At 44.7% G+C, this 12,905-nt stretch carries 12 protein-coding genes; 2 read left to right on the forward strand and 10 right to left on the reverse strand.

What is annotated here, in order from left to right:
• Window positions 1-136: 136 nt before the first annotated feature.
• From ACFP56_RS01945 to ACFP56_RS01985, 9 genes are all read right to left on the reverse strand, one after another.
• Complete coding sequence (locus ACFP56_RS01945; protein ID WP_379231752.1) at window positions 137-2,488, reverse strand: penicillin-binding protein; 2,352 nt, start codon at window positions 2,486-2,488, stop codon at window positions 137-139.
• Window positions 2,489-2,500: 12 nt separating this feature from the next.
• On the reverse strand, window positions 2,501-2,902 hold the full coding sequence (gene ftsL, locus ACFP56_RS01950) for a cell division protein FtsL (protein WP_379230538.1): 402 nt from the start codon (window positions 2,900-2,902) through the stop codon (window positions 2,501-2,503).
• A gap of 12 nt (window positions 2,903-2,914) precedes the next feature.
• On the reverse strand, window positions 2,915-3,865 hold the full coding sequence (rsmH, locus tag ACFP56_RS01955) for a 16S rRNA (cytosine(1402)-N(4))-methyltransferase RsmH (RefSeq protein ID WP_379230540.1): 951 nt from the start codon (window positions 3,863-3,865) through the stop codon (window positions 2,915-2,917).
• Between the two features lie 27 nt (window positions 3,866-3,892).
• Window positions 3,893-4,330, reverse strand: a complete 438-nt coding sequence (gene mraZ, locus ACFP56_RS01960) for a division/cell wall cluster transcriptional repressor MraZ (RefSeq protein WP_379230543.1) — start codon at window positions 4,328-4,330, stop codon at window positions 3,893-3,895.
• Window positions 4,331-4,461: 131 nt separating this feature from the next.
• Window positions 4,462-5,718: an adenosylhomocysteinase gene (locus ACFP56_RS01965; protein WP_379230545.1), complete on the reverse strand. Its 1,257-nt coding sequence runs from the start codon at window positions 5,716-5,718 to the stop codon at window positions 4,462-4,464.
• A 25-nt stretch (window positions 5,719-5,743) separates the two neighbouring features.
• Window positions 5,744-7,387 carry a bacillithiol biosynthesis cysteine-adding enzyme BshC gene (gene bshC, locus ACFP56_RS01970; RefSeq protein WP_379230547.1) on the reverse strand — a complete coding sequence of 548 codons (1,644 nt, stop codon included), beginning with the start codon at window positions 7,385-7,387 and terminating at the stop codon, window positions 5,744-5,746.
• 136 nt (window positions 7,388-7,523) lie between these two features.
• Complete coding sequence (locus ACFP56_RS01975) at window positions 7,524-7,910, reverse strand: DUF3397 domain-containing protein (protein WP_379230550.1); 387 nt, start codon at window positions 7,908-7,910, stop codon at window positions 7,524-7,526.
• 13 nt (window positions 7,911-7,923) lie between these two features.
• Window positions 7,924-8,886, reverse strand: coding sequence for a ketopantoate reductase family protein (locus ACFP56_RS01980; protein WP_379230552.1), 963 nt, complete (start codon window positions 8,884-8,886; stop codon window positions 7,924-7,926).
• Window positions 8,887-8,976: 90 nt separating this feature from the next.
• The gene (locus tag ACFP56_RS01985) at window positions 8,977-9,624 is read right to left on the reverse strand and encodes an RsfA family transcriptional regulator (RefSeq protein ID WP_379230554.1); all 648 of its coding nucleotides are present in this window, start codon (window positions 9,622-9,624) and stop codon (window positions 8,977-8,979) included.
• 268 nt (window positions 9,625-9,892) lie between these two features.
• On the opposite strand from ACFP56_RS01985, the gene ACFP56_RS01990 reads away from it, so the two are divergent.
• Both ACFP56_RS01990 and ACFP56_RS01995 read left to right on the forward strand, forming a co-directional pair.
• Window positions 9,893-10,129, forward strand: coding sequence for a DUF2626 domain-containing protein (locus ACFP56_RS01990; protein ID WP_379230556.1), 237 nt, complete (start codon window positions 9,893-9,895; stop codon window positions 10,127-10,129).
• 118 nt (window positions 10,130-10,247) lie between these two features.
• Window positions 10,248-11,366 carry a coiled-coil domain-containing protein gene (locus tag ACFP56_RS01995; protein WP_379230558.1) on the forward strand — a complete coding sequence of 373 codons (1,119 nt, stop codon included), beginning with the start codon at window positions 10,248-10,250 and terminating at the stop codon, window positions 11,364-11,366.
• A gap of 58 nt (window positions 11,367-11,424) precedes the next feature.
• Here the strand turns inward: ACFP56_RS01995 and ACFP56_RS02000 are convergent, their stop codons facing one another.
• Window positions 11,425-12,747: a hypothetical protein gene (locus ACFP56_RS02000; protein ID WP_379230560.1), complete on the reverse strand. Its 1,323-nt coding sequence runs from the start codon at window positions 12,745-12,747 to the stop codon at window positions 11,425-11,427.
• Window positions 12,748-12,905: the final 158 nt, after the last annotated feature.

The raw sequence follows: 12,905 nt of genomic DNA on the forward strand, positions 1-12,905 counted from the left end.
GATCCCCCTATCGTTGAATCTACATGATGCTCCTGATTGCTCTCTCTTCATGCGTATTCAACCATAGGACAAGATAGAACTTGTACGTGGACAAAACAAAACAAGGAGATGACCTTGTCGGCCATCTCCTCATTCATTATGCTTGCGCTGAGTCATTCCCGCCTTCGTCATCAGAGGTAGGTTGCTCGTCAGCGTTGTCTTCAGATGCAGGATTGTCTGAATCTTCCTCAGTAGAAGTTTGCTCCTGGCCAGATTGCTCTTCTCCTTGTTGCGAATCAGAGTCGCTTGATTGCACAGGTTGCACATAGTCCGATTCAACAAGCGGCTTCAGCTTGACCGTTAGCGTCCTTGTGCCCTTGTCCTCAATAAGCTGCTGCTCATATACATAGCCGCTGCCCTCTATTTTCAGCTTCACCCCTAGCAGGGCGGTAATTTCCACTGCATCGCGCAGAGAAGCACCGATCAGATCAGGGACAACGAGCTTTTCCTGCTGCTCTGTTACCAGATATATCGACTGTGAAGGATGCACTAGCGATCCCGCAGCAGGAATTTGCTGTTCGATGATAACACCATCACCAATAAATTCATGCTTTAATCCCGTTACCTTCAGCTTCTCCTTCGCAAGCGCGCCCTTCATCCCTGTCACATCAGGAACTTTGATCATCGCAACTGTTGGAGCTGCATCTTCATCGTCAGAATGATTCTGCGTTACCTCATAGCTTGGCGCGATTTCCAGCTTACGCAAGCTTTTCAGCATAATTTCACGGAATACAGGAGCGGCAACTGCACCACCGCCAGCGAGCGGATCATTCGGTTCATCAATGATGACATACACAATGAGCTGTGGGTCCTCTACCGGAGCATAGCCGATAAAGGAGACAACAAACTTGTCCGATGCGTATTGGTTGTTGACAACCTTTTGCGCAGTACCTGTTTTCCCCGCTACACGATAGCCTTCAATATATGCATTACGACCAGTACCTTTCTCAAGGTCAGATACTACCTGCTCCAAATACTCACCAGCTAGCTTCGACGTTCCCTCAGAAATGACACGTCTTACGACTGTTGGTTCGGTTACGGTCGTTGTCTTCGTTACAGGATCGGTAACACTTTTAACAAGATACGGCTTCATTAGCTCACCGCCGTTGGCAACTGCTGCAACCGCGGCAATTTGCTGGATCGGTGTTACGAGAACGACGCCCTGTCCGAATGTCGCTGCCGCGATATCACGCGGATATTGGAAGCGAATCGTACCAACCGCCTCGTTCGGTACTTCAATGCCGGTTTTCTGAGCGAAGCCAAAGTTCGTAAAGTACTCTCTCAGCTTTTCACCGCCTAAACGCTCGTAGCCGAGTTTAACAAAAGCAACGTTACTGGAATATTTCAAGCCTTCCAGGAAGCTGATTTTTCCCCAGCCGACTCGATTATGGTCATTGATTGGCGTAGGGTCGCCCGCAACCTTGATGCTACCAGATTGGTACTCTTCAGTTGGATCGAATACGCCTTCCTCAATAGCAGCAGCAAGCGTAGCAATTTTAAAGGTTGAGCCTGGCTCATAAAGCGAGCCTACAGCGTGGTTGTACATAGCCGCATAGTTGTCTGCGCTCTTCCAATATTCATTCGGATTGAACTCAGGCATATTAGCCATCGCCAAAATTTCCATCGTTTTCGGATTCGCAACAATCGCCGTTGCACTTTTCGGTGAATATTTCTCAACGACATTACGCAAAGCAATTTCAGCATAGTTTTGGATCTCGCCGTCTAGCGTAAGCTGAATCGTCTGACCGTCCTTCGGTGCAACATACTCGACATCACTACCAACGATCTGTACACGCTGACCGTCCTTCTGATAGGATATATAGCCATCTTGGCCTTCCAATATGTCATTGAAGGTGGATTCCATCCCTATCTTGTTTTCGCCATCGAGGCTAATATACCCGATGATTTGCGAGGCCAATTCATGACGAGGATACAATCGTTCATAGGTTTCAGACAAATAGATGCCGGTATCACTGCCGAGCTTTTTGTCAGACAGCTCCTTTTTCAATTCATCAGAAAAAGCACGAAGCAAATCAGCCTTTTCCTTTTCAATTTGCCAGCCTCCTTGACGCAGCTCGCGATTGGCAAAATAAGAGCCGTCATCTCGTTTCGCATTCAGATGACCTTGAATATAGTCCTTGCTTACCTCTAAAATAGAGGTCAGTGCATCTGTAACTTTATCCTGCATGCCATGCTCATGAATGACTCGCGGATTAATAGATACATTGTAGGCCAATGCGTCCATCGCAAGCACATTGCCATCACGATCGGTAATGGTTCCACGCTTAGCCTGGAAGGTTTCAGATGTTGACCAGCGTTTCTCGGCGAGCTCCAGCCATTTGGCCCCTTCAACAATTTGAGTTTTATAGAGATGAAAAATTAAAAAAAGAAAAAGGAGGGTAATCAGCCCTCCCAGTGTCAATGTGCGCAATTTCATTCGCTTTATCATCGTCTTCACTTTCTATTCCACCCTTGCTGTCCCTTCAAGAACATCGGACTTTTTAACGACGATACCGGATTCAAGGCTGCTATACATCCCTTGCGACTCAGCATATTTGCGAATGCGCTCGGGATCATTTAAGGTTTGAACCTCTCGCTCTAGCTGCTGCACGTCAAGCTGCATGCTCTGCATCTCACTATTGACCTGCTTGATATGTAGGTTAATATTATAAATATCCGCATACCTAGAAATGATTATACTAGCGACGATCACGCAGACTAGCACCGTCATTAGATAGAGCAGTTTTTCTCCTACTGGTATTGATTTTCTTTTTACTACTTTTTTTCTCGTTTCTCGAATGACGTATTCTTCTTGCTGCTTACGCTTTGGTTTTACTGCTAGATTTCCATAATGATAGGCCACGAATATTCCCCCCTACAGCTTTTCTGCAACTCTTAATTTAGCCGATCTAGCACGAGGGTTCGCTTCCAGCTCTGCGTCACTCGGTACGATTGGCTTTCGATTCACTAATTTCAGTACCCCTTCATTTCCACAGACACACATCGGAAAGTCAGGCGGGCATGTACATTTTTCAACGTATTTGGCAAAGGTCTGCTTGCAGATTCGATCCTCCAGAGAATGAAAGGTAATAACGGAAATTCTGCCTCCTGATGCTGTGCAGCGTACTGCCGCCTCTAATGCTGTCTCCTCTGCACCCAATTCATCATTAACCGCAATTCTCAACGCTTGAAACGAGCGCTTGGCAGGATGTCCACCCGTTCTTCTAGTAGCTGCCGGAATAGCATTTTTCACGATTTCAGCGAGCACTGCAGTTGAAGTGATCGGTCCAGACTGCCGATTTTTCACAATCGAGCGAGCGATGTTGCGGGCAAATTTTTCTTCCCCATACCGATCCAGAATGCGAGAAAGTTCACGTTCTTCCCATTCATTTACAATATGATAAGCGGTCAGCTCCTGCTCGCGATCCATTCGCATATCGAGCGGCGCATCGTGATTGTAGCTGAAGCCCCGCTCAGCTTCGTCCAGCTGCGGACTTGAAACACCAAGATCAAACAAGATGCCGTCCACCTGCGGCACACCATCTACTACAGGCACATTGCAATTCAGCAGTTCCTCTTCCAGATAGCGAAAATTGCTGCGTACAAGTGTTACTTTATCCAAATGTGGAGCAAGTCGCTGCTTCGCATTCTCATGCGCCCAATCATCCTGGTCAAACGCGATCAGTCGTCCATGCTGGCCCAGCTGCTCTACGATAAGAGAGCTGTGCCCCGCACCACCCAAGGTGCAATCCACATATATGCCATCCGGCTTAATATTCAAGCCTTCTACAGCTTCATTCAATAGTACAGTTGTGTGCGCAAACACCTACATCCCCCAATTCTCGTTGTCATGCTAGAAATTAAAATCAAAGTCTACGAGCTTTTCAGCAATCTCATTAAAGGCTTCCTCAGATTGTTGATAATAGCCTTCCCAAGTTGATTTACTCCATACCTCAACCCGATTCGATACGCCAAGCACCATACAATCCTTCTCAAGCTTGGCATATTCACGTAGATGTGGCGGAATATTAACCCGTCCTTGCTTGTCCAGCTCACATTCGGTAGCACCCGAGAAGAAGAAGCGTGTAAACGCACGTGCATCTGATTTCATCAATGGAAGTGCTTTTAATTTCTGCTCCAAAATCGTCCACTCACTTTCCGGGTAAACGAATAAACAGTTATCGAGGCCTCGCGTTGCAATAAAGGTGGTTCCGAGCTGATCACGAAATTTGGCAGGGATAATAAGCCGACCTTTTTCATCGATCGTATGCTGATATTCTCCCATAAACATAATTTCGCTCCACTCCTTCCCCTTTTTACTCCACTTTCCCCCACTTTCCACCACTCAGTGAGAATAATTCGCCACCTAAAACAAAAATCCTGCTAATGTTAGCAGGATTTATTAAAAATATTCTGTTGTAATTATTTCCAGCTATCTAAATACGCGATTTGCGTGTCTGTTAATTGATCAAGACTCATTCCTAGCGCTTCAAGCTTGTAGCGCGCAACTTGCTGATCGATTTCATACGGCACTTTCGCTACGTCGTTCCCCATTGATTGATAATTTTCATTAACGTATTTCAAGCCCAGCGCTTGCAAGGCGAACGTCATATCCATAATTTCCGCAGGATGTCCGTCTCCAGCTGCCAGGTTTACAAGGCGTCCTTCTGCCAGCAAGTAAAACTTGCGTCCATCTTCCATCGTATATTCTTCGATATTGCGACGAACAACACGCTTGCTGACGCTCATTTCTGCCAGATCAATCTTGTTAACCTCTACATCGAAATGGCCGGCATTACACAAGATCGCGCCGTCCTTCATTACTTCATAATGCTCCCTGCGAACAATATCACGATTGCCGGTTACCGTAATGAAGTAATCACCCAGCTTAGCTGCTTCCACCATCGGCATAACGGAGAAGCCGTCCATGTAAGCCTCAACCGCTTTAATTGGATCGATTTCAGTTACGATTACTTGAGCACCCAATCCTTTGGCGCGCATCGCTACACCTTTGCCGCACCAGCCATAGCCGGCAACAACAACGGTTTTGCCTGCGATCATCAAATTCGTCGTACGGATAATGCCGTCAAATGCTGACTGGCCTGTTCCGTAGCGATTATCGAATAAGTATTTGCAGTACGCATCATTTACAGCTACCATCGGAAAGCTTAGCTTGCCTTCTTTCTTAAGAGCATTCAGTCGAATAATACCCGTCGTTGTTTCCTCTGCACCGCCGCGCAGGTTTTCAGCATACTGCGGGTATTCGCCGTGCAGCAATGTAGCAAAATCGCCGCCATCATCAATGATCAGATCAGGCTTGCTTTCAAGCGCCATCACGTTAAGCTGCTTAAACTCCTCAGGAGAAGGGTTGTATTTGGCAAATACCGTAATACCGTCCTCAACTAATGCAGCACATATATCATCCTGAGTAGAAAGCGGGTTGCTTCCTGTTATCGTAACCTCTGCCCCGCCAGCTTGAATTACTTTAGCCAAATAAGCTGTTTTTGCTTCAAGATGAAGCGTAATAGAAACTTTAAGTCCTTTAAATGGCTGCTCTTTTTCAAATTGCTTACGTACACGGTTCAAAACAGGCATATGGGAGCTTGCCCAATCAATTTTCAAACGCCCCTCTGGGGCTAAAGATATATCCGTTATTACACTTCTTTCTTTTGCACTCATCTTAATCCTCCTATTTATCATTCAGTTACAGCTTCACGATTTCATGTCCGCCAGTCCGTGAATACGGCGCCTGCATTAAGGAATCTAGCCATGTACGATCATAACGATTCCAGTAAGAGATCATCGACAATACCCGCTCCTGCGGCTTGCCGCCCGGCTTAATTGCAAGCTCTATGCGATCAAGCTGTCTAATTGCTGCCTCGAACTGTTTTTCCTGCGCATCTATCGTTTTCGATTCCATGTAGCTAATTTGCTCAACGATTTTCGTCATATTGGTTTCACCGAGCTTCACCAAGCCGCTTTGAATTGAACCAGCCAACTCAATAAGCGGTGCATACATCGACGTAAACTGTTGTTTAACAGATTCAAATTGCTCCTTAATATGAAGCTCATCCTGCTCCTGAAGCCATTGCTTCTTCTTCTCCTGGAAATTCCCCATAACATCATGGAAGCTCAGGCTGTATTTATCCATATTTTTAGCAATGATGCCTTCAATAAGCGTATAGGACATTCGAGGTACAATTATCGGCATTTGCATATCAAGCGCCTGGAATGCTCGTCCCGTTAGTGCCCAGTACGAGATTTCACCTGGACCAAGCACGGTCGCAAGTACTGGGAACACGTAGTCCTGCATAAGCGGTCGTGTCAGAACATTGTTACTGAAAGCAGCAGGATTCGTTTCGATTAGCTCTTCCAATTGCTGATAGCTGTATTGAATCTGTCCTTTTCGATCCTGAAAGCCTTCTGCTGATTTGTACAGCAATATACGGTCGCCGCCAAGCTGCTCTGCAAATACAAATAGATTGCTGCTCCCGGCATTGACGTCGGCCTGGAGTGTATACCCCATCTCTTTAACCTGTGAAGCCGCTTCAGCGTACGCTGCTTCCAGTTGATCGTTGTGTTTCAAAATTTCCTTAAACATAGGCTTCTCAAGCGCTCTTAGCTGCTCAGCATCAGAGTCAATAAACAACAGACCATATGACGCAAACAACGTATGCATCATAGCAGCAAAGAAATCAGACAGAGAAGTGCTTTGCTCTGCAATCGTACTAAGCTGTGCAATCAATCCTTCCTTGAACTCAGAGCCCGGAAGCTGTTCATTCAGCTCTGCGATCGCTTCCTGCCACTGTTCCTGAGTTATTATGGTGCGACTAACTGACGTACGGCCATCTGTTGTTTTAGCAAGACTAAGCTTCTTCAAGCTTTGATCAGCGGCAACGATGTATGTATGATTAACCTCGTCCCAGTCATGGTCCTCTCCTGCAATCCAAAAAACGGGTACAATTGGTCGATTCAACTGCTCGCTTGCAGAAGCGGCAGCCTGCAGAATGGAAACCGCCTTATGCATCACTAGCAGCGGCCCACTCCATAGACCAGCTTGTTGACCGCCAACGACAACTTGCGCCCCTTGCTCAATTTGCAGAAGATTTGCCTGCTGTTGCTCGCTCAGTTCATATTTGCTCATATATGAACGCAAAACGGCAGCCAGCTCTGCAGATGAAGCCCGTTTATCCTTGCTTTCATCCAAACGCTTCGAACGAAGCGCCCAATCCGCTTCATGCCCACTGTAATACCCATATAAAGCCTCAATAACGCCGGATTTTCCTTCTATATAATCAGCTGTCAATTGCTGGGCAACTGGCAGCTCATATTTCTGTAGATCATTCACTTCTCCTCTACCTCCTCTAATGGATTGAAGCCCACTCTGATAACGATACATGATCTTAGCACTGTTGTACATATGGATTATGTTAGATGTAAAAAAACGTCTCTGCAGCAGCAGAGACGCTCTATTCATACCATTTTCACACTGTAAAAGCAAGTTTGAGCAGAACAAATGTAATGAGAACGAGCCATAAAAACGCGGTAACAAAAAACGCAACTCGCCATATGACGCGAAGCATGCGTTTCCATGGTATCGTGCCATTTTTGCGATAATGCGCATTGCCGAGAAGGCCGGCCCCAATAATCATAGCAAGCATAATGCCGTATAAACCGAAGCCGCTATTGAACAATTCATTGAATAGGGCTCCTACACTTAATATAAAAAATACAGTTGAAACGTCCATCGCCATTCGAATTGAGCGTTTGCGATCTTTCGAATACAACTCATATCCAATAAAAACGATAATAAATGGCAAAATAGGAAACGTTGCTATAGCGGAAAATATATATTTAATAATATCCCACATAAACTCTGAATGCTCACTCCTTATTTTCAGGATGTAGTGCTTCGATGATATGTACCATGCTTTCATTCAGAGGCGCATTTTTCTTGTTGGTTGCTGCAATTGTTGCTATGGCGCCATTGATGCTGGCAATCTCCGTTCGTCTTCCTGCTAACACATCTGCTCTCATAGAGGATGTATTGGCTGCTGTCGCTTGGCAAATGCCCAATACTTCGTCAAATGTACACGCCGCTAGTGCTGGCTCTTCTTCAAGCAATATCTCCTTCGATTCTTGAAAGAGCTGCTTCATAAGCACCAGTCGGGTGCTTGATTCGGGAAGCTCGCCATTCATTACATTAAATAATGCAGTTAATGGATTAATTACTGCATTCAGCATTAATTTCCGATAAATATGCTCTTTGATGTTTTTCGACACGAACACGGTAAATCCTGCTATTTCCAAGGCATTCCCCAATTTTTTCTGGTAGTACCGCGCCTTGTCTCGACCTAATTCATCACCGAGTACAGTTGTCCCGCTTCCAGCATGTACTACCTCGTTCAGCCCTTGCCGCTTTGCGCCTTCACTTGTTACGACCGAAATAATTGGCATCGCCATAATGCTGGCTATTTTTCGCACATGACCTACACCATTTTGGATGACCATAATAGCACGATAGCGTCTTAGTCTAGCAAGTCGATCTAGCTGCTCAAGAAACTGATCGTGTATATGGGTTTGCTTTACCGCTATAATGGCATACCATTCTTCCTGCTGACCTGCTAGAATCTCATCTTGCTCCACAATGAGCTCCATGGAAGAGCAAGGACAATGGTATACGTGTTGGTTTTGATGATCCGTCGTATGTAAGACAATGCCTCTATTGCGTATTACAGCTGCAGCCTGCTCGCTGCGTGTCCATAGATGCACATGATATGGTGTCTGCAGCAATTTTGCTGCCATTAGCATACCAATTGAACCTGAACCTATGACATCAATATTCATGACGTTCTCCTATCTCCTGCTTCATCCTCTATATCAGCATACAGGAACAACAAAAAAAGTGCTACTCAAGTAGCACTTTTTTTGAACAGCTTATTCAATTCGTTCGAGATTTCCGTTCGCATCCATCTTAAAGCGAGGCTTGTTTTCATCCTCAGCATTAAGCACGGTTAAGCGACGGGCACGATCCATTATTTGAATCAGTGTTTTGTAATCATCATTCACAGCATGATAATCATTTTGAACCATATTTACTTCTTTTGTTAATCTTTCATTTTCTACACGAAGTCGATGTAGTTCATCTTCTTTTTCTTTCAGAGATTTTTCGTAGTTACGAATTTGTCTGCTGAGATCTTGATACGTAACCTTCCACTCACGCAAATAACGAATTACGGCGTCGATCGATAGACTTTCCTCTAGTGAGGAAGATTCCGATTTCACAGTACGTTCATCCGTATCATAAGTAACTAATGAAGAAACCTGCGGCAATGATGCTGCCTGCTTTTTCATGTAATTACGCTTATGACGCTGCTGCTTCGCGATTTGAATCGCTTCCTCATATTGTTTTCTAACAAAACTGTTCCAGCGAAAGCCGCAAGCAGCAGATGTGCGACCAATTCGCTCACCCACTTCCTCGAAAGCTGAGAGCTGGGTGCTGCCCTCTCTAATATGACGCAAAGTAACCTCTGCCAGCATAAGATCATCATCTGGCGTCCATGCGTCCTGTCTAATTGCTGTCATGCTTTTATAACCTCCTAACGTAAAAGGCACTTACTTATCTCTATGTTCTTAGTAGAGTTCATAGAATCTATTGGTTACTATTTTGTATAACCATTTTCAAAAATTCTCATACATATAACTTCATAATGTTGAACATACTATGAACAAATTCACAATTCGGACGAAATAATTTCATTTTTTCGACATGGGGATAGTTTACACTTCTCACACCTAACGATATAATGAGATTTAGGAATTTGGGTCGTTCAACAAGAAAGGGGGTAGCGATATGGCACGTATGTATCGTGTACTTGGCTTCTGGTGCCTTGTAATTGGTTTGATGGCATTTGCTGGTCATATGTATGAATTTTCGTTGCTATTTCTAGCGCAGGCTGCTGCATTCGTTTTTCTTGGCTATTTGAAATTCTCAGAAAAAACTTACATAACGATGTTTTGGGGATATATGGCAATCTCGTTTGTGGGATTCACCTATTGGTCTGTCTTCAAGATGAGCATACCGTTCTAAAACATCTAAGTTGTCTAAAGGTCGTACAAGTTCCTCTTGTACGACCTTTTTCTATTCAGCGTTATGAAATATTAGTCCAACCTGGTGCATACAATGAGGATAAGGAGGGTCGGACGTTTTGAATAAATGGAAACTAATGAAGCTTGCGATCTGCCTTCTTGTCATTGTGTCGCTTATGCTAGAGTCGAGGCTCGTTGTAACCGCAGAGCCACCCTCTTCATATTCCGCACCTCCTCTCGTGTCAGAAGATGAGGAGCTGCAGGAGATCTTGCAATCCAGCCTATCCATTGTTGAAATAGATAAAGAAATTGAACGCATTCAAGCGAGACAGCTTATCCTGCAGGAGCAGCTTATCGATACAGAGCTGCGTCTCTATGAGCGAGAAATGGACATTGAGCAGAAACGCGAGCAAGCTGGCAAAGTGCTTGTCGCTTACTATAAGGGAGAACGAATTGATCTGTACCTAAGCTTGCTAAAATCCAGGAATCTGGAGCAATTCCTGTTTTCATTTGAAATGATTGAGTATATTTTATCGAAGGATCGTGAAGTGCTGGATCTGTTCATCAAAGAGCAACGGGATTTGCAAAGCCTTTATGAACAATTCGCAGCAGAAAATGAACAGCTCCTTTATGCTGAGCAGGAGCTGCAGCAGCAGCGAGAACGAGTATTAACGCTTGAGAAGCAAATAGATGACCAGTTAAGCGGTAGAACGGATGCCGAGCGAGTTGAGCTGCTAATCAAGCAGCTTACACAATTTTGGGAACAGCAAGGAATCGCGCATGTCGAGGCTTATTTTGAAGCACTTGCATATGCCATGAATGAGCTTCCAGGCTGGTTGCAAAAAAACAGCCAATACCTAAGCTATAAAGGCTTTAATTACACCATCACACTTCCAGAAGAGGTACTTAATCAGTATTTGCAGGATTATGATCCGATGTTTCGCTACTTCGAGTTTGATTTTAAAGAGGATTCGATTACAGCCCGAGGCAAAAAAGAGGATATTGATATCGAAATTAGCGGGCATTACAGTATTGTTGAAGAACCTTCCAATTACATTCAATTCACGATTGATGAACTGTATTTCAATGGGTTTTCTCTTCCAGATTCTACTAAGCAGGAGCTTGCTCAACGCTTTGATTTGAATTTCTACCCTAGCCTGCTCGTCAAGTTTCTGCGTGCGAGAAGTGTTGCTGTAACTGAAAATGAACTTAGCATCGAGCTAAAGCTCGCATTTTAAAGTCAAAAGAAGCATGACTGAACGCATTTTTCACGATACGCGCTGTCATGCTTCTTTCTTACTCCTCAGCATCTGCTTTTTCTAACAGCAGTGCAAGCTTTTCTTCAATGGTTACCGCGGCCTTCCAGGCTATGTCCAGCTGCTCATACTGATTAACCCAATCCAAATCCACAGCAAACAATTGACGGTTCAACAACTTCTGCTGCAGCAGCTCCCGTAATACATGCTGCATGGAATCGCTGCTATACGTCGAGTACATTTTACGATGGATGACAGTGGATTCAGGCTGATTACGATTCATTGTTTCGATCCATAGCATGGCAGCCTCGGAATGAACCGTATGCGAGCTCATCATGAAGCTTTTTCCATTCAGCCAAGGGAGTGGAGCGGCAACTGCACTGCTTGCATAATGAGCATCAATCCGATCACGTTTCATAAAATAATCAGCAACTGTAGTCATATAAAGCAATGGCAGCTCTTCTTCATCCCAATCAATAGATTGTCGTACGAACTCAGGGTGCTGCTTCAAGTATTGAAGAGCCTTCAGCTGCTGCTCACTGAGCTCGGAAAGCTTCATTGGTTGATCGTTATCCTCTCTCCATATACTAAGCCATGCAAGCATGCTGGACAGCTGATCTTCATCCCAAGATAGCAACGGACCATTAAAGGCAGTCGCTTCGTATCGCTCCAGCCACTCTGTGAAGCCCCACGGCAAGGTAACATCGCTGCCTTGCGCAGACTGATCATCGGGAAATGTAGAAGCACCTGATACATCCTTAAGAGCCAAGCTATTGTCAAGTACGACAGGTGGCGCCATCACGACAGGCTTAATGTTGAGACCCTCGTACGCTTTCTGATGAATAAAAATAAGATAAGGATTCGTTTCATAAGGAACAGCCCACAAATAGCCATTCCATCTAAGTGCGTCTATTACTGAAGGCAGTTGATCTGTGAGCACATCATTATTCATAAGACGATCAACCGGTTGATAGAACCCTTTGATAGCTAGTGGAACGACCCACTCATTCGGAACGAGTTGAATATCCCCAAGCCTTCCTAGTTGAGTTTCACTCTCCCACTCCTTAAAGCTCATCTGTTGGTCAACCAAATTGTTGAATGTAACGTGAATATGCGGATAGCGATCACTAACCCTTTGGGACAATAGCACTAGTTCATCATACTTTTGTTGATCCAGCATGACTGAGACTTCCAGCTCGACCGTTTGAACCTCTACCGCTTCAGGCTCCATAATGATCGCGGGTTCGTCCTTGTATAATTCAGACACATAGGTCCAATCAAGTGCACGCGTTAAAAACAGAAACGCAACAGCTACTAGCAAAATAGAACCAATAACAAACGGAATCGTTTTTCTAGTAAACACAGCTCGTCTCCTTTTCATACGGATACACTAAGTATAGCAAGATCCCGGCAGAATGTATATCGCTTTCATTCCATTATCATCGTCTGCATCCAATGATTAACATGTCACAAGCGTAACGAGATTTTAAATTAGAAAAAACCGTTCCTTAGTACGGTAGC

The sequence above is a fragment of the Paenibacillus septentrionalis genome, assembly GCF_042659865.1.
In the GTDB taxonomy this organism is placed as follows: Bacteria; Bacillota; Bacilli; order Paenibacillales; family Paenibacillaceae; genus Pristimantibacillus; species Pristimantibacillus septentrionalis.